This window comes from Pseudoroseomonas cervicalis (assembly GCF_030818485.1).
Taxonomy (GTDB): Bacteria; Pseudomonadota; Alphaproteobacteria; order Acetobacterales; family Acetobacteraceae; genus Pseudoroseomonas; species Pseudoroseomonas cervicalis_A.
The window spans coordinates 1,340,529-1,360,610 of record NZ_JAUTAJ010000004.1 but is presented as its reverse complement, the minus strand read 5'-3'; the positions used below and the strand labels follow the sequence as shown (position 1 = coordinate 1,360,610).

Annotated in this window: 21 protein-coding genes; 12 read left to right on the top strand and 9 right to left on the bottom strand. The window is 73.2% G+C overall.

Translation table 11 applies throughout. The features are described from left to right. Window positions 1-77: 77 nt before the first annotated feature. Together QE401_RS10215 and ada are read left to right on the top strand one after the other, a co-directional pair. A complete protein-coding gene (locus QE401_RS10215) occupies window positions 78-653 on the top strand; it encodes a tetratricopeptide repeat protein (protein ID WP_307138101.1) in 576 nt (191 codons plus the stop codon). Between the two features lie 100 nt (window positions 654-753). Beyond that, complete coding sequence (gene ada, locus QE401_RS10210) at window positions 754-1,806, top strand: bifunctional DNA-binding transcriptional regulator/O6-methylguanine-DNA methyltransferase Ada (protein WP_307138100.1); 1,053 nt, start codon at window positions 754-756, stop codon at window positions 1,804-1,806. Between the two features lie 56 nt (window positions 1,807-1,862). On the opposite strand, the gene pyk is transcribed toward ada, so the two are convergent. From pyk to QE401_RS10195, 3 genes are all read right to left on the bottom strand, one after another. After that, on the bottom strand, window positions 1,863-3,296 hold the full coding sequence (gene pyk, locus QE401_RS10205; protein ID WP_307138099.1) for a pyruvate kinase: 1,434 nt from the start codon (window positions 3,294-3,296) through the stop codon (window positions 1,863-1,865). Window positions 3,297-3,489: 193 nt separating this feature from the next. Next, window positions 3,490-4,773: a glycerate kinase type-2 family protein gene (locus QE401_RS10200; protein ID WP_307138098.1), complete on the bottom strand. Its 1,284-nt coding sequence runs from the start codon at window positions 4,771-4,773 to the stop codon at window positions 3,490-3,492. A 125-nt stretch (window positions 4,774-4,898) separates the two neighbouring features. After that, entirely contained in the window at window positions 4,899-6,473 is a 1,575-nt protein-coding gene (locus QE401_RS10195; RefSeq protein ID WP_307138097.1) for an ABC transporter substrate-binding protein, read from the bottom strand. Between the two features lie 196 nt (window positions 6,474-6,669). On the opposite strand from QE401_RS10195, the gene QE401_RS10190 reads away from it, so the two are divergent. Together QE401_RS10190 and QE401_RS10185 are read left to right on the top strand one after the other, a co-directional pair. Continuing rightward, window positions 6,670-6,999: a con-10 family general stress protein gene (locus QE401_RS10190; RefSeq protein ID WP_307138096.1), complete on the top strand. Its 330-nt coding sequence runs from the start codon at window positions 6,670-6,672 to the stop codon at window positions 6,997-6,999. 89 nt (window positions 7,000-7,088) lie between these two features. Continuing rightward, entirely contained in the window at window positions 7,089-7,418 is a 330-nt protein-coding gene (locus tag QE401_RS10185) for a hypothetical protein (RefSeq protein ID WP_307138095.1), read from the top strand. A gap of 132 nt (window positions 7,419-7,550) precedes the next feature. Here the strand turns inward: QE401_RS10185 and QE401_RS10180 are convergent, their stop codons facing one another. Next, window positions 7,551-8,450 (bottom strand): branched-chain amino acid aminotransferase, encoded by a 900-nt coding sequence (locus QE401_RS10180; RefSeq protein ID WP_271134893.1) that lies wholly within the window; start codon window positions 8,448-8,450, stop codon window positions 7,551-7,553. A 115-nt stretch (window positions 8,451-8,565) separates the two neighbouring features. Between QE401_RS10180 and QE401_RS10175 the strand changes: the two genes are divergently transcribed. The 3 genes from QE401_RS10175 to QE401_RS10165 all read left to right on the top strand — a co-directional run bounded on the left by QE401_RS10175 (window position 8,566) and on the right by QE401_RS10165 (window position 11,415). Next, on the top strand, window positions 8,566-9,138 hold the full coding sequence (locus tag QE401_RS10175; RefSeq protein WP_307140219.1) for a MarR family winged helix-turn-helix transcriptional regulator: 573 nt from the start codon (window positions 8,566-8,568) through the stop codon (window positions 9,136-9,138). After that, entirely contained in the window at window positions 9,135-9,842 is a 708-nt protein-coding gene (locus QE401_RS10170) for a response regulator (RefSeq protein WP_307138094.1), read from the top strand. Before QE401_RS10175 ends, QE401_RS10170 begins: the two co-directional genes overlap by 4 nt. Before the next feature lie 187 nt (window positions 9,843-10,029). After that, window positions 10,030-11,415: an ATP-binding protein gene (locus QE401_RS10165; protein WP_307138093.1), complete on the top strand. Its 1,386-nt coding sequence runs from the start codon at window positions 10,030-10,032 to the stop codon at window positions 11,413-11,415. 94 nt (window positions 11,416-11,509) lie between these two features. Here QE401_RS10165 and QE401_RS10160 read toward each other — a convergent pair whose 3' ends face one another. The 4 genes from QE401_RS10160 to QE401_RS10145 all read right to left on the bottom strand — a co-directional run bounded on the left by QE401_RS10160 (window position 11,510) and on the right by QE401_RS10145 (window position 14,382). Continuing rightward, window positions 11,510-11,938, bottom strand: coding sequence for a phasin family protein (locus QE401_RS10160; protein ID WP_307138092.1), 429 nt, complete (start codon window positions 11,936-11,938; stop codon window positions 11,510-11,512). 101 nt (window positions 11,939-12,039) lie between these two features. Next, window positions 12,040-12,726 (bottom strand): TetR family transcriptional regulator, encoded by a 687-nt coding sequence (locus tag QE401_RS10155; RefSeq protein WP_307138091.1) that lies wholly within the window; start codon window positions 12,724-12,726, stop codon window positions 12,040-12,042. 336 nt (window positions 12,727-13,062) lie between these two features. Continuing rightward, window positions 13,063-13,875 carry a pyrroline-5-carboxylate reductase gene (gene proC / locus QE401_RS10150; RefSeq protein ID WP_307138090.1) on the bottom strand — a complete coding sequence of 271 codons (813 nt, stop codon included), beginning with the start codon at window positions 13,873-13,875 and terminating at the stop codon, window positions 13,063-13,065. 3 nt (window positions 13,876-13,878) lie between these two features. Then, entirely contained in the window at window positions 13,879-14,382 is a 504-nt protein-coding gene (locus QE401_RS10145; protein WP_307138089.1) for a type III secretion system chaperone family protein, read from the bottom strand. A gap of 335 nt (window positions 14,383-14,717) precedes the next feature. Here QE401_RS10145 and QE401_RS10140 point away from each other — a divergent pair, with 335 nt between their 5' ends. The 5 genes from QE401_RS10140 to QE401_RS10120 are packed head-to-tail and all read left to right on the top strand — an operon-like array spanning window position 14,718 to window position 19,468. Then, window positions 14,718-15,644 carry a DMT family transporter gene (locus QE401_RS10140; protein ID WP_307138088.1) on the top strand — a complete coding sequence of 309 codons (927 nt, stop codon included), beginning with the start codon at window positions 14,718-14,720 and terminating at the stop codon, window positions 15,642-15,644. A 2-nt stretch (window positions 15,645-15,646) separates the two neighbouring features. Then, a complete protein-coding gene (locus QE401_RS10135) occupies window positions 15,647-16,888 on the top strand; it encodes an NAD(+) synthetase (protein ID WP_307138087.1) in 1,242 nt (413 codons plus the stop codon). Beyond that, complete coding sequence (locus QE401_RS10130) at window positions 16,885-17,277, top strand: hypothetical protein (RefSeq protein ID WP_307138086.1); 393 nt, start codon at window positions 16,885-16,887, stop codon at window positions 17,275-17,277. Before QE401_RS10135 ends, QE401_RS10130 begins: the two co-directional genes overlap by 4 nt. After that, on the top strand, window positions 17,274-18,608 hold the full coding sequence (gltX, locus tag QE401_RS10125; RefSeq protein ID WP_307138085.1) for a glutamate--tRNA ligase: 1,335 nt from the start codon (window positions 17,274-17,276) through the stop codon (window positions 18,606-18,608). The genes QE401_RS10130 and gltX overlap by 4 nt, the downstream gene beginning before the upstream one ends. Continuing rightward, the gene (locus tag QE401_RS10120) at window positions 18,608-19,468 is read left to right on the top strand and encodes an SDR family oxidoreductase (protein ID WP_307138084.1); all 861 of its coding nucleotides are present in this window, start codon (window positions 18,608-18,610) and stop codon (window positions 19,466-19,468) included. Before gltX ends, QE401_RS10120 begins: the two co-directional genes overlap by 1 nt. A 146-nt stretch (window positions 19,469-19,614) precedes the next feature. Here QE401_RS10120 and QE401_RS10115 read toward each other — a convergent pair whose 3' ends face one another. Then, entirely contained in the window at window positions 19,615-20,082 is a 468-nt protein-coding gene (locus QE401_RS10115; RefSeq protein ID WP_307138083.1) for a molybdenum cofactor biosynthesis protein MoaE, read from the bottom strand.

Here is a 20,082-nt window from a genome sequence, read left to right as displayed (position 1 = left end):
GCGGGGCGGCGCGCAATTTTGCCGGGGCGGGGGCGTTTTCGCTTGATCGCAAGGCCGGGGGCGCCAAGCTCCCTGTCATGCGCCGCGCCCTGTTCGCCCTGCTGCTGCTGCCCCTCCTGCCGCTCTCCGCGCCGCTGGCGCAGGGCCGGCCGCCCGCCACCGCCGAAGCCCGCCGCGCCGAGGCCAACCGGCTGCTCGACGCGCTGCCCGCCGCGCCGGATGAGGTGGCGGCGCAGGCGCTGGAGGCGCGAATCCGCAGCCTCTGGGCGCAGGGCGCCTCGCCCGCGGTGACGCTGTTGCTGCGCCGCGGCCTGCGCAACCTGCAGAGCGAGGCGCCGGCCGATGCGGTGGAGGATTTCGACGCCGCGCTGACGCTGCAGCCGGGCCATGCCGAATCCTGGCTGCTGCGCGCCCAGGCCCTGGCCGCCACCGGCGATGTGCAGGCGGCGCTGCGCGACCTGCGCCAGGTGCTGGTGCTGGAGCCGCGGCATTTCCAGGCGCTCGCCCTGCTCTCGACCTATCAGGAGCAGCTCGGCGACAATGCGGCGGCGCTGCGCTCGATGGAGGAGGCGATGAGCATCCATCCGCGCATGGAGGGCGGCGCCGAGCGGCTGCGCCGGCTGACCGCCAAGGTCACCGGCGAGGATGCCTGAGCCCGCCAAGGCGGGGCCGGGGCATGCCTGAGCCGCGGCCGCGCCATGCCGCCGCACGCGGCGGAGGGTGCGCCGGCCGCCGCCGTGGCAGGATCGCCGCATGAGCCCCGATGATGATCTCCTCTGGACCGCCCTGCAGCGCCGCGAGACGCGCGAGGACCTGCTCTATGCGGTGGTGACGCAGGGCGTCTATTGCCGCTTTGGCTGCCCCTCGCGCCTGCCGCTGCGCAGGAATGTCCGCTTCTTCGCCGATCGCGGCGCGGCCGAGGCCGCCGGCTTCCGCCCCTGCCGCCGCTGCGACCCGCGCGGCGAGCGCGCCAGCCTGCAGGCCGAGGCGGTGCGCGCCGCCTGCGCCATGATCGACGCGGCCGAGACCATGCCGCCGCTGGCCGCGCTGGCCGAGCGCGCGGGCTATGCGAAGCACCATTTCCTGCGGCTGTTCCGCGAGATCACCGGCCTGACCCCGCGCGCCTATGCCGATGCGGTGAAGGCGCGGCGACTCCAGGCGGCGCTCGCCGCCGGGGAGCGGGTGGCCGAGGCGGTGGCCGGCGCCGGCTTCGGCAGCGAGAGCCGGGTCTATGAGAAGCCGGGCCGGATCCTGGGCATGAGCCCCGGCGCCGCGCGGCGCGGCGGCGCGGGGGAGACCATCCGCCATGCCTGCGCGGCGACGCCGCTCGGCCTGTTGCAGGTGGCGGCGACCGATGCCGGCATCTGCCGCATCGGCTTCGGCCCGGATGAGGCGACGCTGCTGGGCGAGCTGCGCCTGCGCTTCCCGCAGGCGCGGCTGGAGCCCGGCGGAGAGGCGATGCGCGACGCGCTCGCCACCCTCATCGGCTTCATCGAGGAGCCGCGCGCGGCGCTGGCCCTGCCGCTGGACCTGCGCGGCACGGCGTTCCAGCACCGCGTCTGGCAGGCGCTGATGCAGATCCCGCCCGGCGAGACCACGACCTATTCCGGCCTGGCCGAGCGGCTTGGCATGCCGCGCGCGGTGCGCGCCGTGGCCTCGGCCTGCGCCGCCAATCCGGTGGCGATGGCGGTGCCCTGCCATCGTGTGGTGGCGCGCGACGGGGCGCTGACCGGCTATCGCTGGGGCATCGAGCGCAAGCGCGCGCTGCTGGCGCGCGAGCGGGCCGCGCAGGGCGGCGACGACTGAGCGGCGACGACTGAAAGAAAACCGCCGGGCGGGCAGGACCCGCCCGGCGGCCGGCCTCACTTCACCGCGGCGACGCGCAGCGCGTTGGTGGTGCCCGGCGTGCCGAAGGGCACGCCGGCGGTGACGACGATCTCGTCGCCGGCCTGGGCGAAGCCCTCCGCCTGCGTCGCGCGCACCGCCTTGGCGACCATGTCGGTCATCGAATGCGGCTCGGCCGAGACCAGGGAGTGCACGCCCCAGACCACCGCCATGCGGCGCGCCGTGGCCTCGCTGCTGGTCAGGCCCAGGATCGGGCTGGCCGGCCGCTCGCGCGCCACGCGCAGCGTGGTGGAGCCGGTGGAGGTGAAGGTCGCGATCGCCTCGGCCTCGATCGTCTCGGCCACCTGGCGGGCGGCGGCGGCGATGGCGCCGGCCGAGTTCTTCTCCGGCGCCGGGCGCGCGGCATCGGTGATCTGCCGCCAGCCACCATCCTGCTCCACCCGGTAGAGGATGCGGTCCATCATGTTCACCGCCTCGAACGGGTATTGCCCGGCGGCGCTCTCGGCCGAGAGCATCACCGCATCGGCCCCGTCGAACACCGCCGTCGCGACGTCGGAAGCCTCGGCGCGGGTGGGCGCGGGGGCGGTGATCATGCTCTCCAGCATCTGGGTGGCGACGACCACCGGCAGGCCGCGCGCGCGCGCCTCGCGCACGATGCGCTTCTGGATCAGCGGCACTTCCTCCGGCGCGCATTCCACGCCGAGATCGCCGCGCGCCACCATGACGCAATCGGTGAGGTCGAGGATGCCTTCCAGATTCTCGACCGCCTGCGGCTTCTCCATCTTCACCATGACCCAGGCGCGGCCATCGGCGATGGCCTTGGCCTCGGCCACATCCTCGGGGCGCTGCACGAAGGACAGGCCGATATATTCGATGCCGAGCGGCAGGACGAAATCGAGATCGGCGCGGTCCTTCTCGGTCAGCGCCGGGATCGGCAGCGCCACGTCGGGGACATTGACGCCCTTGCGGTCCGACAGCGGGCCGCCCACCAGGATCTCGGTCTCCAGATGGTCGTCGCGCTTGTGCACCACGCGCAGCCGCAGCTTGCCATCGTCGAGCAGCAGCGAGGTGCCGATGCGCGCCGCCTCGATGATCTCCGGATGCGGCAGCTGCACGCGCCGCACATCGCCCGGCGTCGCGCTGAGGTCGAGGCGGAAGCGCTGCCCGGCCTGCAGCTGCACCCGCCCGCCCTGGAAACGGCCGACGCGCAGCTTCGGGCCCTGCACATCGGCCAGGATGCCGATCGGGCGGCCGACCTTCTTCTCCAGCTCGCGGATCATGCGGATGCGCGCGGCATGGTCCTCATGGCTGCCATGGCTGAAATTCAGGCGGAACACATCCGCCCCGCCGCGATACAGCCGCTCGATCACCTCCGGCGTGGAACTGGCGGGGCCAAGCGTCGCGACGATCTTGGTGCGGCGGCGGCGACGGAGGGGGATGCGCGGGGCCAAGGTGTTTTCCTTACGCTGCGCGGGCCTTGCGGCCCGCTTCGTGGCGCCGCCCGGCCCCGCCGCGCCGGGCCCGCGCGGGTGCGGGGCGGGCGGGGCAGGGCGGCCGGCGGCCGGGGGGGCGGGCCAGGACGGCCCGCGACGAGACTGCGGACGGGCCTGTAGCCCGCATGCAGGCCACAGTTAAGCCATCGGCTCAGGCGATCAATATGGCCCGGAAATCGTTCACATTGGTCAAAGTCGGGCCGGTGATCACGGTATCGCCGAGCCGCTCGAACAGGCTGTGGCTGTCATGCCCCGCCAGCATGGCCCGGGGATCGAGGCCGAGGCCGCCCGCGCGGGCCAGCGTGTCCGGCGTGGCGATGGCGCCGGCGATGGCTTCCGACCCGTCGATCCCGTCCGTGTCCCCCATCAGCGCCCACAGGGAGGAATGCCCGGCGGCGGCCAGGGCGAAGCCCAGCAGGCATTCGCTGTTGCGCCCGCCACGGCCGGGTTTGCTGCCCTGGCGGATGGTCACCGTGGTCTCGCCGCCCGAGAGCAGCAGGGCCGGCGCCCGCACCGGGTCGCCATGCGCCGCGGCGCTGCGGGCGATGCCGGCCAGCGCCGTGCCCAGCACCGCCGCCTCGCCCTCCAGCGCATCGCCCAGGATCAGCGGGGTCAGCCCGAGGCTGCGCGCCTCGGCAGCGGCGGCCTGCAGCGCCATGCGCGGCGTCGCGATCATGCGGAACTCGGCGCGGGCCAGGCGCGGATCGCCGGGCTTGGGCGTCTCCTCCGCCGCGGCCTGCAGATGCGCCGCCACCTCGGGCGGCAGGTCGATGCCGTAATGCGCGACGATGGCGCGCGCCTCGGCGAAGCTGGACGGGTCCGGCACGGTGGGGCCGGAGGCGATGACGATCGGCTCATCCCCCGGCACATCGGAAATCGCCAGCGTCACCACCCGCGCCGGATGCGCCGCCGCCGCCAGCCGCCCGCCCTTGATGGCGGAGAGATGCCGGCGCACGCAGTTCATCTCCTGGATGGTGGCGCCGGAGGCGAGCAGGGCGCGGTTCACCGCCTGCTTCTGCGCCAGCGTCAGCCCCGGCGCCGGCAGCGCCATCAGCGCCGAGCCGCCGCCCGAGATCAGCGCCAGCACGAGGTCGTCCTCGGACAGCCCCTGCACCGCCTGCAGCATGCGGCGCGCGGCGCCCTCGCCGGCGGCGTCGGGCACGGGGTGGGAGGCCTCGACCACCTCGACCTGCCGCGTCTCCACCGCATGGCCATAGGGGCAGACCACCAGGCCGGAGAGCGGCAGATCGCCCCAGGCGGCCTCCACTGCCGCCGCCATCACCGCCGCCGATTTGCCGCCGCCCACCACGACGACGCGGCCCTTCGGCCGCTCCGGCAGGTGCCCGGCCAGCATGGCGCGCGGATCGGCGGCGCGGATCGCCGCGTCGAAGATACGGCGCAGCGCGGCGCGGGCGGTGTCGTCGGTCCAGCTCATGCGGCGGTCCTTCCCGGGATCGGTTTCGGCCATAGTGCCGCCAGCCGCGCGCCGGCGCAAAACCGCCCCGCCCGGGTGGCGCACCGGACTCTCCGGAGGCCGCCGGCGGGGCGGGGTGCGCGGCCTTATTCGGGCCGGGCGGACATGGCCAGCGTCGCCTCGTCCATGCGCGCCTCATAGGTCACGCCGCGCCGCGTGGCCCAGATATTGGTCAGCATGTAGAGCGGCACGATCGCCGTGTCCTCCTCCGCCATGGCCACCGCCTGGCGCAGCATCGCCTCGCGCTGGCCATTGTCGAGCGTCGCCAGCGCGCGGTCGCGCAGCGCGTCCAGCTCGGGATTGCTGTAGCGGCTGACATTGTTGGCGCCGGTGCTGCGCGCCCGGTCATAGGTGCTGAGGATGTTGACCAGCAGCGAGGAGGCATCCGCCGTGCTGCTGCCCCAGCCGGCCAGGCGGGCGGCGAAATCCTGCCGGGCGGAACGCGGCGCGAAGCTGGCCCAGGGCAGCGCGTCCACCTGGGTCTGCACGCCGATGCGCGTCCACATCTGCGCCACCGCCTGCGCCGTCTTGGCGTCATTGGGGTAGCGGTCATTCGGGCTGTGCAGCGTCAGGCGGAAGCCCTGCGGATAGCCGGCCTCGGCCAGCAGGGCGCGGGCGCGGTCCGGCTCATAGGCGGGCGGCTTGATGTCCGGGCTGTGGCCGAAGGTGCCGGGCGGCATCCACTGGCCGGTCGGCGTCGCCGTGCCTTCCATCACCCGCTCGGCCAGCGCGTCGCGCTGGATGGCGATGCTCAGCGCGCGGCGCACCCGCGCATCGTCGAAGGGGTTGCGCGGCAGCGGCTGGCCGGCATGGTCGGTGACGAAGGGCACGCCCTCGCGCCGCGAGCGGTCGAAGCTCAGATAGATCAGCCGCAGCCCCTGCGCCTCGGCCAGCGCCACGCGGGATTCGCGGCGCAGCCGCGGCAGGTCGGTGGCCGAGACCTGGTCGATGACCTCGACATCGCCGGCCAGCAGCGCGGCGGTGCGGGCGCCGTCATTGCTGATGAAGCGGTAGCTGACCTTGGCCCAGGGCTGCGCCGCGCCCCACCAGTTCTCGTTGCGCGCCAGCTCGGTGCGGTCATTGGCGCGGTAGCTGACGAAGCGGTAGGGGCCGGTGCCGATCGCCGCCTTGCCGCTGTTGAAATCCTCGGTCGCAGCACCTTCCGCCGCGTGGCGGGCGATGATCGCCAGGCTCGACAGATCGGCCGGCAGATTGGGGAAGGGGCCGCGCGTCTGCACCCGCAGCGTCAGCGGGTCCACCACCTCGACCTTGGTGACGGCGCGCACGAAGCCGGCGAAGCCGCCCGGGCTGTTCGGCACGGTCGGCGTGCGGGCGATGGTGAAGGCCACGTCATCGGCGGTGAAGGGCTTGCCGTCATGCCAGGTGACGCCCGGGCGCAGCTTGAACTCCCACTCCGTCTCCGAGATCGGCTGCCAGCTCAGGGCGAGGGCCGGCTGCAGCCGGCTCTGCGCGTCGCGCATGCCGAGCCGGTCGAAGATGTGCAGCGAGACGGCGTTGTTCGGCGTCGCATTGTAGAAATGCGGATCCAGCGAGATCACCGAGCCGCCGGTGGCGATGCGCAGCTCCTGCGCGGCCAGCGGGGCCGCGGCCAGCATCGGCGCGAACAGGGCAAGGCTGGCGGTGCGGCGCCAGGCGATCATGGCATTTCCTCCAGAAACTTGGCGCACCCTAGCGCCCTGCCTCCCGGGGGCAACCCGCCCCCCGGCAGGAAGCGGGCCGGAAGCTGGGGCGCGACCCTGCGGCGCGTCTCAGGGAGCCATCGATTTTTCCCGGGAACCTTGCCCGGCCCCGGCCGGTTCCTTCCCCGCGACTGACCACAACGGAAAGGAGCGACACATGGCCAATCAGAACAACACCTCCAATCGCGGCTTCGCCTCCATGGACCCGCAGAAGCAGCACGACATCGCCTCCAAGGGCGGGCAGAGCGTGCCGTCGGAGAAGCGCAGCTTCGCGCAGGATCCCGAGCTCGCCTCCGAGGCGGGGCGCAAGGGCGGCCAGCAGAGTGGCGGCAATTTCGCCAATGACCCGCAGCGTGCCTCGGAAGCCGGCCACAAGGGCGGCCAGGCCAGCGGCGGGAACTTCGCCAATGACCGGCAGCGGGCCTCGGAAGCCGGCCAGAAGGGCGGCCAGGCCAGCCATGGCGGTGGCGGCAACCAGCGCAGCTGACCGTCATCACGGCAGTTCGAATCGGGGAAGGGGGCCATGCGCCCCCTTTGCCCTGTCCGGTCCCCGGGAAGCAGCGTCAGGAGGGCCGCATGGCCGAGGCACGACAGGCCGGGAACAGCGATCTGCTGCGGCAGGACATCAATCGCGGCTCGACCGGCGACAAGGTGAACTTCATCGACCCCGCCGCGGCGCCGCTCGGCGCCGATGATGAGGCCGCCGGCATGTCCCCCAGCGTCGAGGAGGTGCGGCTGGCCCGCCAGCTGGAGAACACCACCTCCGGCGAGGCGATGGGCCTGGCGCGCGGCGCCAGCGTGAAGAACAGCATCGGGCCGAGCGGGCGCAGCCGGGTTGGGCTGGGACTGCTGATGGCGGGCGCGGTGATGGTCGCGCTGGTCGCGGCAGCGTTGATGATAGGATAGGCATCTTCTTTTTCTGAAGAAAAAGAAGCAAAAAGACTTTTCCAGTTTGGCGTCCCGCCTCAGGCCTGAAGCGGGACGCCAACTGACAGAAGTTTTTTGGTTCTTTTTTACAAAAAAGAACCCTTTCTCTTCTTAGGCCGCGCGGCGGGCGACTTCTTCCGGGCTCATCCGCACCAGCGCCTCATAATCCTTCAGCAGCGTCTCGGTGATCGCGCCCGGCGTGTATTCGAAGCCGGCGATGGCGCGCACCGGCGTCACCTCGGCGGCGGTGCCGGCCAGGAAGACCTCGCTGGCGCGGCCCAGCTCCTCGGCGGCGATGGTGCGCTCCACCACCTTGATCTGGCGCTGCTTGGCCAGGCCCATCACCGTGCGGCGGGTGATGCCGTCCAGGAAGCAGATCGGCGTCGGCGTGTGCAGCTCGCCATCGAAGACGAAGAAGGCATTGGCGCCGGTCGCCTCGGCCACGTCGCCCTTGAAATCCAGCATCAGCGCGTCGTCGAAGCCCTGCGCCTCGGCGGCGTGCTTGGACAGGGTGCCGATCATGTACAGGCCGGCGGCCTTGGAGGCGGTCGGCGCCGTGTCGGGCGCCGGGCGCCGCCAGGGGGCCATGCCGAGCCGCACGCCCTTCATGCGGTTGTCGCCGAACAAGTTCGGCCAGGCCCAGGTGGCGATGGCCAGATGGATCCTGGTCTGCTGCGCCGACACCGCCAGCATCTCCGAGCCGCGCCAGGCCAGCGGGCGCACATAGGCATCCGTCAGCCCGTTCTTCTGCATCACCGCGATGCAGGCGGCGTCGATCTCCTCGGCGGTGTAGGGGATCTCGAAGCCCAGGATGCGGCCGGAGGCGATCAGGCGATCGGTATGCTCACGCAGCTTGAAGATATTTCCCGCATAGGCACGCTCGCCCTCGAACACGCCGCTGGCATAATGCAGCCCGTGGGTCAGGACGTGCAGCTTCGCATCCCGCCAGGGAAGCATCTGCCCGTCCATCCAGATCCAGCCGTCGCGGTCGTCGAAAGGAACCAGCGCCATGTGTGCCATCCTCCAAGGTCTGTTCACGCAATATCATTGCGCGTAATGTCGTGACGGTAAAACTTCCAGCGAATATGTGTCAATGAAGCTGACCCAACACGGAAGCATGCCGGCCATGTCGGATGCGGCGGACGCCAAGCCGGTGGGGGCTGGCCGCCAGCTCCTCTTCCTGCGTGAGGAGGAGCTGCGGCTCGCCCAGGACCTGCTGTTCTTCGGCTATCGCGACTTCACCGCGGGGCCGGATGCGCTGCTGGCCGAGCTCGGCATGGGCCGCGCGCATCACCGGGTGCTGCATTTCGTCGGCCGCCGCCCCGGCATCACCGTGGGGGAGCTGCTGGCCATCCTCGGCATCACCAAGCAGTCGCTCGGCCGCGTGCTGACGCCGCTGGTGGAGGAGGGCTATGTCACCCAGGCGCCCGGCCGCAACGACCGCCGCCAGCGCCTGCTGTCGCTGACCGAGAAGGGCGAGGCGCTGGAGCGCCGGCTGTTCGAGCGGCAGCGCGAATGGGTGATGCGCGCCTATCGCGAGGCCGGGCCGGTGGCGGTGGAGGGCTTCCGCCGCGTCATGCGCGGGCTGATGGGGCCGGAGGCGCGGGCGCAGCTCGATCGCGCGCCCGGCGGGGTGCCCGGCGGGGCGCCCGGCGGAACACCGGGCGGCACCCCGGGCGGCAAGCGGAGCGCGGCATGAGCGGGAGCAGCGCCGAGCCGCATCTGCTGGTGGTCGATGACGATGCCCGCCTGCGCAACCTGCTGCAGCGTTTCCTCTCCGAGCAGGGCTTCCGGGTGACCGCCGCGGCGGATGCCGCCGCGGCCCGCCAGGCGCTGCATTCCATGGCCTTCGACCTGCTGGTGCTGGACGTGATGATGCCGGGCGAATCCGGCCTGGACCTGACCGAGGGGCTGCGGCGGGAGGGGCAGGAGGTGCCGATCCTGATGCTGACCGCCGCCGGCGCGCCGGATGACCGCATCGCGGGGTTCGAGCGCGGTGCCGATGACTACCTGGCCAAGCCCTTCGACCCGCGCGAGCTGGCCTTGCGCATCCGCACCATCCTGAAGCGCGCCGCGCCGGCGCTGCCGGCCAGCCTGCCGCTGGCGCCGGTGCAGCTCGGCCGGCACTGGTTCGACCCGGAGCGTGGCGAGCTGCGCGGCCAGGACGGCACGCACCGGCTGACCGGGGGCGAGGCGGCGCTGCTCTCGGCGCTGGCCCGCCGCGCCGGGGAGGTGCTGACGCGCGAGGAGATCGCCGCCGCGCTGGGCACGCCGGAGGCGGGGGAGCGCGCGGTGGATGTGCAGGTGACCCGCCTGCGCCGCAAGATCGAGCCCGACCCGCGCGAGCCGCGCTTCCTGCAGACGGTGCGGCACCGGGGCTATGTGCTGAAGCCTGGGACCTAGAAGGCCAGGGGCTCTGCCCCTGGACCCCGCCGGGGTGGCAGGGCCACCCCGGACCCCGCCTTCAGTGGCGCCAGACGGATGGCGGGGTCCGGGGGGACCCTGTCCCCCCGGCCGAGGGGGCTGGGGAGGCAGAGCCTCCCCAGGAATTTCCCTTGGGCCCTGTGCGTCCGCGCTCTATGCCCAGCGCATGAAGCCGACGCCGCCCCCCCTGCGTCCCGCCCTTCGCCTGCTGGCGACCCCCTTGCGCTGGCTGCTGCCGCGCGGGCTGCTGGGCCGGGCGCTGCTGATCATCCTGCTGCCGCTGCTGATCCTGCAGGGCGTCGCCCTGCAGCTGTTCTATGGCGGGCATCTCGACGTCATCTCCCGCCGGCTGGCCGGCGGTGTCGCGGGCGATGTCGGCATGGTGGTGGAGCTGCTGGCGCGCCACCCCATCGTCAGCGAGCGCGACTGGATCTTCCGCGAGGCGGCCTGGCGGCTGGACCTGTCCCTGGCCTTCGAGCCCAATGCCAGCCTCGGCCTGCCCGGGCAGCGCGGTGGCAGCTGGATGCCGATCCTGCCGCTGGAGGATGACCTCTCCCAGGCGCTGCGCGAGCGTGTCGGCCTGCCCTTCGACACCGACTGGCAATCGGATCCGCGCAGCGTGATCATCCGCGTGCAGCTTCCGGATGGCGTGCTGCATGTGGAGGCGCCGAGGAAGCGCCTGTTCTTCGGCACGCTCTACCTGTTCGTGCTGTGGCTGGTCGGCACCTCGCTGCTGCTGTTCATCGTCGCCGCGCTGTTCATGAAGAACCAGGTGCGCGCCATCCGCCGCCTGGCCAGCGCGGCGGAGGCGTTCGGGCTGGGGCGCGAGCTCGGGCCGATCAAGCCCGAGGGCGCGTCGGAGGTGCGGCAGGCGGCCGCTGCCTTCAACCAGATGCAGAACCGCATCCGCCGCTTCGTCAGCCAGCGGACGGAGATGCTGGCCGGCATCAGCCACGATCTGCGCACGCCGCTGACGCGGCTGCGCCTGGGCCTGGCCATGCTGCCGCCCGGCACCGAGGAGGATGCCGCCGCCATGACCGAGGATGTGGCGGAGATGGAGCGGATGATTGCCACCTATCTGGCCTTCGCCCGCGGCGAGGGGCTGGAGCAGACCCAGCCCGCGGATCTCGCCGAGCTGCTGCGCGACCTGGCCGAGCGCGCCCGGCGCGACGGCGCCGCCGTCAGCATCGAGGGGCCGGAGGCGCTGGTGCTGCCGCTGCGGGTGGATGCGCTGCGGCGCTGCCTGGGCAATCTGCTGGACAATGCGCGGCGGCATGCGCGGCGCATCGCGCTCGGCCTGGCCGAGGCGCCGCGGCAGGAGGGCGGCCGCGCCGCCGGGCGCTGGGTCTTCGTCACCGTCGATGACGACGGGCCGGGCATCCCCGAGGCCTCGCGCGAGGAGGCCTTCCGCCCCTTCACCAGCTTCTCCGCCGGCGGCACCGGCCTCGGCCTGGCGATCGCCCGCGACATCGCCCGCGCGCATGGCGGCGACATCGCGCTGGAGGCGAGCCCGCTGGGCGGGCTGCGCGCCCGCCTGCGCCTGCCGGCGTAAAAAAGAGCGGGCCCCGAAGGACCCGCTCGCCACCCTCAAACCCTCCGGCCCGCCGCGTCCCGCTTTTCCACGGGGCGGCGGCAGCCCGAAAGAATCATTTCTGGGCCATGAGTTTTTGGACTTCGTCCATGGCCTCGGCGAAGCGCTTGTTGAGCAGGGACAGCGCCTCGGTGTTCGATTTCTGGATCATGTCGGCGATCTCCTGCAGGTTGGTCACCGCCCGGCCATAGGTGGCCTTCAGCAGCTCGGCCTGCTTGGCCGCCTTGTCCTGCGGGCTGTCGCCCTGGGTCACGCCCTGCATGGCGCTGGTCATCTCGGACATGGATTGCTGCAGGATCTCCATGTGCCGGCGGGCCACGGCCTGGGCGCCTTCCAGCGCGATCCTGTTGGCGGCCGAGAGCGCCTCGAAATTGCGGCGCTGCGCCGCGGCCAGGCTTTCCATATCCGGCATGACCGGCAGTCGGAATTCCGAGAGCATCCGCATGATGTCCATCTCCGGCGTCAGCTTGGGCCCGTCCGACATCACGTTCTCTCCCGTTCCTGGTGATTCGGCCGCAGTCTAGCCCCGGCCCGGCGGCGCCCGGAAGCGGTTCCGGGCGCGGGGCGGAAGGATGGTGTTGCGCCTCAGGTCACGATCTCGGGCGCGGGGCCGGCGGCGGGCGGCGGCGCGGCGGGGGCGGGCTCGCCGCCATCCAGGCGGAACAGGCGCGCCACGCGCTCGGCCTTGTCCAGCGCGCGGTCCAGCGCCGCCATGGTGGGGCCGAGATCCATGCTCTCATCCTGCTCCCAGGCGCGCAGCGTGGCGATCCACACCGCCGACAGCCCCTTCACCCGCAGCAGCCCGGCCGGGCCGCAGGCGGAGATGCGCGCGGCTTCCAGCATCCAGCTCATCGAGGCCGCCAGCACCGGCGCCAGCGCCAGGCTCAGCAGCGGGTCGCGGCGCATCTCGCGGCCGAAGCGGATCAGCCCGTCGCGATGCGGCTGCAGCGCGTCGATGCGGCGCATCAGCACGTCGAAGATGCGGTCGCGCGGGCTGCCGCCGGGGTTCAGCCCGGCATCGGCCGCCACCGCCTGGTCCACCAGCCGCGCATGGCGGCAGAGCAGGGCGAATTTGACCGGCGCCACGGCGCGCAGCGCCGGCAGGGTGATACCGGCCCGCTCCGCCAGCTCGGGCAGGGTGAAGCCGTTCCAGCCACGCTCGGCCACCAGGGACCAGAGCGCATCCATCAGGGCATTGTCGTCGAGGGCAGGGGAGGTGGTGGTGCTGTCGCTCATGCCCCAAGAATGGTGCGCCTCCCCCAGCTCGACCATCTTTTTTCCTGTCTTTCGGGCTGCCGCCGTCGGGTGTCGCGGCGGGACGCTGCGGGGTGGACCCGGTCTGGTGGGGAGGTGGGGCGCCGGGGAGCGGGGAGTGGGCAGTGGCGGAAGGCGACGCCTTCGCGCGGGCACCCACGGGATGCGGCGGCCGTTGGGCGCTTCGGGGCGCTGCCGCTGAGGAGCCGGGAAGGAGGCAGGCAGCGGCAGAATGCCACACCATCGCGGGGGCATCACGGGACGGCCGGATGGCGACGCGGCCGGGCGGGCAAAGGGGCATCCCGGCCCCGCCAGGCCAGGGCCGCGCCCACCGGCACGGCCCCGGCGGCCGCGCTACTGCGCCAGCTCGCGCGAGCGGGCGGTGGCGGCGGCGATCGCCTCGGACATCAGCTTCGGCCAGGCGTCGGTTGCCATCAGCACGGCCAGCGCCCGCTCGGTGGTGCCCTTCGGGCTGGTGACGTTGCGGCGCAGCTGCGCCGCATCCTCCTCGCTCGCCGCCAGCAGCGCGCCGGAGCCGGCCACGGTGCGCCGCGCCATGCGGCGGGCGAGCTCCGGCGGCAGGCCCTGCTCGATCGCCGCCTGCTCCAGCACCTCGGCCAGCAGGAAGACATAGGCCGGCCCGCCGCCGGAGACGGCGGTGACCGGGTCGATCAGCGCCTCATCCGTGAGCCAGGCCACCTCGCCAATGGCCGAGAGCAGCGCGTCGCACAGCGCCACCTGCTCGCTCGTCACGCCGGGGCCGGGATAGGCGCAGGTGAAGCCCTGGCGCACCGCCGCCGGGGTGTTCGGCATGGCGCGCACGATATGCGCCTGGCCGCCCAGCAGCGCGGTCATGCCCGCCACCGTCTTGCCGGCCATGATCGACACCACCAGCGCCCCCGCGGCGGCATGCCGGGCGAAGCCGGGCAGCGCGGCCTCGGCCTGCTGCGGCTTGGTCGCCAGCACGATGGCGGCGGGGCGGAACTTCTCCGGGATCTGCGTCACATCGGTGCAGAGCGTCACGCGGCCCTCGAAGCCGGCGGTGGCGGGCGGGTGCGGCTCGACCACCACCACCTGCTCGACGCCGCGCTCCAGCCAGCCCTCCAGCATGGCGCCGCCCATCTTGCCGCAGCCGACCAGCAGGATCGGCGGAAGGGTCTCGGCCATGGCTCAGGCCTCGCCCACGCAATCGAGCATGGCGGCCGCCAGCGCCTCGGAGGGCGGCTTGCCGCCCCAGAGCACGAACTGGAAGGCGGGAAAGAAGCGCTCGCATTCGGTGATGGCGATATCCACCATGTCCTCCAGGCTTTCGGCGCTGGCGCCCGGGGCGCCGCGCAGCAGCACGGCGTGCCGGTAGACCGGCGCGCCATCCTCGCTGTCCAGGCCGAAATGACCGATCCACAGCTTCTCATTGGCCAGCGCCAGCAATTCATAGAGCGGCGCGCGGCGATTGGCGGGCACCTTCAGGTCGAAGGCGCAGGTGAAGTGCATGGCGCTGATCTCCTGCGACCAGGAGAAGAACAGCCCGTAATCGCACCATTTGCCGGGGGCCTCGGCCGCCATCTCGCCATCCGAGCGTCGCTCGAACACCCACTCATTGGCGGCGACGATCTGCTCCAGGACATCCAGCGGATTGGCGGAACGGTCGCGGTCGACGGTCTGCAGGCCGGACATCGCGGCACCTCCTTCCCTCTGAGGGGGACAGGGCCACCCAGATCTTGGGTGAAGCCGGATGCCCACACCACAAGGGAGGGCATATCGCGCGGGCAAATCCCGCCGCAAGAGGCAAGACCCGAGTCTGCCCGTGTTTTCACCGCGCCGCAGCATCCACCCCGGCCGGCGGCGCTGTCCTTGCCCCCGGCAGAACAGAATCACGCAGTATTCGGTGGGTAACCTGCCGCGCGGCGGTGTTTTGCCGGCTTCTTCTTGCAACCGGGGGATGGTCCGCCGGGGACGGGGCCGCCGCACCCCGGTTCGCGCCGCGCGCCGCCGGGGCTAGGGTCGCTGCCATGCCCGCCGAGTCCGCCGCCCTCCCCGCCGCCCCGCCCCATCCCGCCCCCCAGTCCGGCCAGGGGCGGGAGCGCGCCATCGGCCTGGCCTGCGCCTTCGCCGTGGTGCTGGTCTGGGCCGGCTTCGCGCTGTCCGGCCGGCTCTCCGCCCGCCAGGCCTTCACCCCCTGGGATGTCGGCGCGCTGCGCTATGCCGGCTCGCTGCTGGCCGGGCTGGCGCTGGCCTGGCGCTTCGGCTGGCCGCGCCTGCCCTTCCACCAGATCGCCGGGCTGACGGCGGGGGCGGCGTTCGGATTCCCGCTCGCCGCCTATTGGGGCTTCAGCTTTGCGCCGGCCGCCCATGCCGGGGTGCTGCTGACCGGCACGCTGCCCTTCGCCACCGCGCTGCTGGCCGCCCTCTGGCTGGGCGAGGGCTTCTCGCGCCAGCGCCTGCTCTCGCTCGGCGTGGTGGGGATGGGCATCGCGCTGCTGGCCTCCGACACCTTCGCCGCCTATCCCGGCGCCTGGCGGGGCGATCTGCTGTTCCTGGCCGGCAGCCTGTCCTGGGCGGTGTTCACCGTGCTGCTGCGGCGCTGGCGGGTGCCGGCCATCACCGCCACCACCGTGCTCGCCCTCTACCCGCCCTTTCTCTACCTGCCGCTCTGGGCGCTGTTCCTGCCCTCCCAGCTGGCCGAGGCCGCGCCGGGCGCCATCGCCTACCAGTTCCTCTATCAGGGCTTCGTCGCCGTGGTGGTGGCGGGCTTCCTGTTCTCCCGCGCCGTGGTGGCGCTGGGCGGCGCGCTGACCACCACCATCACCGCGCTGACCCCGGCGCTCTCGGCCCTGGCCGCCTGGCCGCTGCTGGGGGAGGCGCTGGGGCCGCTGGGGCTGGCCGGGGTGGCGCTGGTCTCGCTGGGCATGGCGCTCGGCGTGCTGCGGGGGCGCTGAGCATGCGCATCGCCCTCTGCCCCGCCGGCCTGCCCGACACCCTGCCCGCGGCCGACCTGCTGGTGCTGCCGGCCGAGCGCGCCGGGCTGCACCCGCCCGGTTTCGCCCGCGCCGCCTGGCCCGCCGGGCTGGCGGCGGAGGAGGCCTGGCTGGCGGCGCTCGCGGGCCACACCGGTGGCGCTGGCCCCGGCATCCTGACGGGCAGCTTCTGGCTGGAGGGCGGCGTGCCGCGCCAGGGCGTTGTCCTGCTGGGCGAGGGCAGGGTGCTCACCCGCCGCGCCCGGCATCTGTTCCACCCGGCCGAGCCCGGCGCCGCCCTCTTCACCCCTGGCCCGGCGCCGGGGCCGATGGTGTTCCGCTCCCTCCGCCTCGGCGTGATGAGCGGGGCGGAGGCGACCGACCCCGCCATCGCCGAGACCCTGGCCGAGACCGGGGCCGAGCTGCTGCTGCATCTGGCCGGCGCGCCCTTCATGCGCGAGGCCGGGGATGCCGCGGTGGACGCCGCCGTGCCGCGTGTGGTGGAGACCGGCCTGCCGATGCTGGGCGTCTCTCCGTTGGGCGCCTGGGGGGCACGGGTCTGGGCTGGCGGCGCCTTCGCCCTCCGCGCCGATCGCCGCCTGCTGGCCCTTCTGCCTCGCTTCGCGGCCGCGCCGCTGCTGATGGCGTGGGAGGAGGGCGAGGAAGGCTGGACCAGCCCGCCCCTTCCCCTGCCACCCCCCGCCGCGCCGCTGGAAGAACTCTGGCAGGCCCTGATTCTGGCCCTGCGCGCCGCCCTGCGCGAAAGCCGCCGCCCCCGCGCCGAGGCCGCGCCGGACCAACCCTTGCTGGCGGCCCTGGCAGCGGCGGCGGGCACAAACGCGGGCGAGGGACCCGCCTTGCGCCTGACCCCGCTCGACCGCACCGCCCTGGCGCTGGGCGAGGCCGCGCCCCCCGGCGACCACGCCCCCTTCCGCGACCTGTTCCGCGCCGAACTCGCCGCCCTCGCCGCCCATCGCGCCCTGCCGCCGCCCCTGCCGCCCGACCCGGCGCTGGAGGCGTCGCTGGCCGCGCTGCTCACCCGCCATGCCGCACCGGTGGACGCGGCCGCTTCGGGCGGCTACGACCCGGCGGAGGCCGCGCGGCTGTGGCAGCGCGTGGCGGCGGCGTCCTACACGCGCCGCCTGGCCCCGCCGGGGCCCTGCCTCTCCCGGCGCCCCTGCGGGCCCGACCCCTTCAGCGACGGAATGACAAGCCCCTTCCCATGAGCGGCGATTTCGACACCTCCATCTTCGCGCCGCCGGGCGGCTACAGCGTGCGCATCCGCGACCTCTCCGGCGGCAATGGCGCGGAGCCGGTGGAGACCATCCGCGGCTTCCAGACGCTCGCCCAGGCCAATGCCTTCGCCCGCCGCTATGTGCGCGACAGCGTCGAGCGCTGCCGCGCCGCCGGCCTGACCCCGGACGAGGTGCTGGCCGCCTGGTTCGCCTTCGGCGAGGATGCCGAGGTGACCGGCGGCCCCGGTGGCCAGGGCTGGTCCTCCGGCGCCGAGATCCAGGATTTCGCGGCCAGGCCGGTGAAGGACCGGGAGGAGCGCAACTGGCGCGTGCTCGACCCCCGCCGCCAGGATGAGGACGAGGCGGAGGACGAGGCATGAGGCTGCGCTTCGCCCCGAGCCCGACCGGCTATCTGCATGTCGGCAATGCCCGCGTCGCGGTGGCCAATTGGCTGGTCGCCCGCCAGCAGGGCGGCCGCTTCATCCTGCGCTTCGACGACACCGACACCGAGCGCAGCAAGCCCGAATACGCCTCCGGCATCGAGGAGGATCTGCGCTGGCTCGGCCTCGACTGGGATGAGAGTTTCCGCCAGTCCGACCGGCTGGAGCGCTATGAGGCTGCCGCCGAAAAACTGAAAAAAAGCGGCCTGCTGTATCCCTGCTTCGAATCCGAGGAGGAGCTGCGCTTCAAGCGCGAGCAGCGCCAGAAGCAGGGCCGCCCGCCGGTCTATGACCGCGCCGCGCTGAAGATGACGCCGGAACAGCTCGAGCGCGCGCTGGCCAATGGCAAGACGCCCTATTGGCGCTTCAAGCTCGGCATGCGCAGCGTCGAATGGCAGGATGGCGTGCTCGGCCGCCGCCAGGTGAAGCTGCCGCCAATCTCCGATCCCGTTCTGATCCGCGCCGATGGCTCCTTCCTCTACACCTTCACCTCGGTGGTGGACGATCTCGAGACGGGCATCACCCACATCATCCGCGGCGAGGACCACGTCACCAACACCGGCGTGCAGATCGACATCCTGGAAGCCCTTTCGGGCCGGCCCTGCGCCATCCGCTTCGCGCATCTGCCGCTGCTGACCGATGCCGATGGCGGGCCGCTCTCCAAGCGCCTGGGCTCGATGGGGCTGCGCCAGCTGCGCCGCGACGGCATCGAGCCGGCGGCGCTGGTCGGCTACCTCGCTGCCCTCGGCTCCTCCGCCGATCCGGTGGCGGCGCCGGCGGCCGGGCTGGTGGCGGGCTTCGACCTGTCGCGCATCTCGAAGAGCACGGCGCGCTTCGACCCGGCCCAGCTGCTCGGCCTCAACCGCCGCTACCTGCACGGGCTGGACTACGCCACGGTGAAGGACCGCCTGCCGGAGGGCGCCGACGAGGCCTTCTGGCTGTCCATCCGCGGCAATCTCGACCTGCTGGCCGAGGCGCGCGACTGGTGGGAGGTCGCGCACGGCCCGCTCTCCGTCCCGCACCAGCCGGAGGAGGCGGAGTTCCTGCGCCAGGCGCTCGACCGCCTGCCGCCCGAGCCCTGGGGTGACGACACCTGGGGCAATTGGGTGAAGGCGCTGGGCAACGCCACCGGCCGCAAGGGCAAGGCGCTGTTCCTGCCGCTGCGCCGGGCGCTGACCGGCGAGGAGCATGGGCCGGAGCTGCGGCTCTTCCTGCCCGTCATCGGCCGCGCCCGCGCCGAGGCGCGGCTGCGCCAGGCCGCCGGCCTCTGATGCCGGTGGCGCCGGACGGCCCGGTCGCCATCATCGGTGCCTCGGGCCGCTCGGGCTCGGCCCTGTGCCGGGCGCTGGCGGCGCGCGGCCTGCCCTTCATCCCCGTGGTGCGCGACGCGGCGCGCTGGGCGGCCACCGGCCTGCCCGGCACGCCGCGCCTGGCCAGGCTGGAGGATGCCGCCGCCCTGCGCGCCGCGCTCTCCGGCGCCGGGCGCGTCGCCAGCGGCGCCCATGCGCGCTGGGCCGGCGCCATCCTGGCCGCCGCGCCGGAGGGCGCGCCGGTGGTGCTGATGGGCTCCACCCGCCGCTTCTCCCGCTGGCCGGATGCGCATGGCGACGGCGTGCGGGCGGGGGAGGCGGCGCTGCTCGCCAGCGGCCGCCCGGGCGTGATGCTGCACCCGACCATGATCTATGGCGCCGAGGGCGAGAACAACGTCCAGCGCCTGGCCGCCCTGCTGCGGCGCCTGCCGGTGGCGCCGCTGCCCGGCGGCGGCCGGGCCCTGGTGCAGCCGATCCACCAGGATGACGTCACCGCCTGCCTGGTCGCCGCCCTGCAGCGCGACTGGGACGCGCCGCAGGCGATGGTCATCGCCGGGCCGCGGCCCGTGGCCTATCGCGACTTCCTGGCCGCCGTGGCGCGTGCCGCCGGGGTGCGCGTGCCGCCCATCCTGCCCATGCCGGCGGCGCCGCTGCGCGCCCTGGCGCCGCTCACCCGCCTGCTGCCCTTCCTGCCCGAGATCGGCCCGGACGAGATCCGCCGCCTGACCGAGGACAAGGATTTCGACATCGCGCCGATGCGGAGCGAACTGGGCGTGGAGCCGAGGGAGTTAACAGAAGGCCTCAAGCAGACCTTTAGATGAAAGATCGGGGGAAGAAAGAATTCTTCCCCCAGACCCCCATCATCTTTTTCTGTCAGGCTGCCGCCGTCTCCCGGCCAGGCGGGCCGCCACACTGATGGCGGGGTCCGGGGGGACCCTGTCAACCTGGCGGGCTCTGACGCACTGCGTCAGAGGGGGGCGGAGCCCCCTGCCTTCCACTTCTCCGCCGCCGCGTCGTCGCTCTCCTTCGCCTCCACCCAGCGCTCCGACCCGTCGGCCAGTTCCTCGCGCTTCCAGAAGGGCGCGCCGGTCTTGAGCCAGTCGATCAGGAAGGCAGAGGCCTCCAGCGCCGCGGCGCGGTGGGCGGAGGCTGCCAGCACCAGCACGATCGGCTCCCCGGGCAGGATCCGCCCGACGCGATGGATCACCGTGCAGCCGGTCAGCGGCCAGCGCCGCTCCGCCTCGGCGGCGATGCGGGAGAGCGCCTTTTCCGTCATGCCGGGATAGTGTTCCAGCACCAGCGCGCGCAGCCCGTCATCGGCGCGGCAGATGCCGACGAAGCTGGCGACACCGCCGACATCGACCCGGCCGGCGGACAGCGCCGCCATCTCCGCCGCCATGTCGAAGGCGGCCTCCTGCACCAGGATGCGCGCCAT

Coding starts and splice junctions, on each gene's coding strand:
- QE401_RS10215 (WP_307138101.1), top strand. CDS start 78: ATGCGCCGCGCCCTGTTCGCCCTGCTGCTGCTGCCCCTCCTGCCGCTC.
- ada (WP_307138100.1), top strand. CDS start 754: ATGAGCCCCGATGATGATCTCCTCTGGACCGCCCTGCAGCGCCGCGAG.
- QE401_RS10200 (WP_307138098.1), bottom strand. CDS start 4,773: ATGAGCTGGACCGACGACACCGCCCGCGCCGCGCTGCGCCGTATCTTC.
- QE401_RS10195 (WP_307138097.1), bottom strand. CDS start 6,473: ATGATCGCCTGGCGCCGCACCGCCAGCCTTGCCCTGTTCGCGCCGATG.
- QE401_RS10190 (WP_307138096.1), top strand. CDS start 6,670: ATGGCCAATCAGAACAACACCTCCAATCGCGGCTTCGCCTCCATGGAC.
- QE401_RS10185 (WP_307138095.1), top strand. CDS start 7,089: ATGGCCGAGGCACGACAGGCCGGGAACAGCGATCTGCTGCGGCAGGAC.
- QE401_RS10180 (WP_271134893.1), bottom strand. CDS start 8,450: ATGGCGCTGGTTCCTTTCGACGACCGCGACGGCTGGATCTGGATGGAC.
- QE401_RS10175 (WP_307140219.1), top strand. CDS start 8,566: ATGTCGGATGCGGCGGACGCCAAGCCGGTGGGGGCTGGCCGCCAGCTC.
- QE401_RS10170 (WP_307138094.1), top strand. CDS start 9,135: ATGAGCGGGAGCAGCGCCGAGCCGCATCTGCTGGTGGTCGATGACGAT.
- QE401_RS10165 (WP_307138093.1), top strand. CDS start 10,030: ATGAAGCCGACGCCGCCCCCCCTGCGTCCCGCCCTTCGCCTGCTGGCG.
- QE401_RS10160 (WP_307138092.1), bottom strand. CDS start 11,938: ATGTCGGACGGGCCCAAGCTGACGCCGGAGATGGACATCATGCGGATG.
- QE401_RS10155 (WP_307138091.1), bottom strand. CDS start 12,726: ATGGTCGAGCTGGGGGAGGCGCACCATTCTTGGGGCATGAGCGACAGC.
- proC (WP_307138090.1), bottom strand. CDS start 13,875: ATGGCCGAGACCCTTCCGCCGATCCTGCTGGTCGGCTGCGGCAAGATG.
- QE401_RS10145 (WP_307138089.1), bottom strand. CDS start 14,382: ATGTCCGGCCTGCAGACCGTCGACCGCGACCGTTCCGCCAATCCGCTG.
- QE401_RS10140 (WP_307138088.1), top strand. CDS start 14,718: ATGCCCGCCGAGTCCGCCGCCCTCCCCGCCGCCCCGCCCCATCCCGCC.
- QE401_RS10135 (WP_307138087.1), top strand. CDS start 15,647: ATGCGCATCGCCCTCTGCCCCGCCGGCCTGCCCGACACCCTGCCCGCG.
- QE401_RS10130 (WP_307138086.1), top strand. CDS start 16,885: ATGAGCGGCGATTTCGACACCTCCATCTTCGCGCCGCCGGGCGGCTAC.
- gltX (WP_307138085.1), top strand. CDS start 17,274: ATGAGGCTGCGCTTCGCCCCGAGCCCGACCGGCTATCTGCATGTCGGC.
- QE401_RS10120 (WP_307138084.1), top strand. CDS start 18,608: ATGCCGGTGGCGCCGGACGGCCCGGTCGCCATCATCGGTGCCTCGGGC.
- QE401_RS10115 (WP_307138083.1), bottom strand. CDS start 20,082: ATGGCGCGCATCCTGGTGCAGGAGGCCGCCTTCGACATGGCGGCGGAG.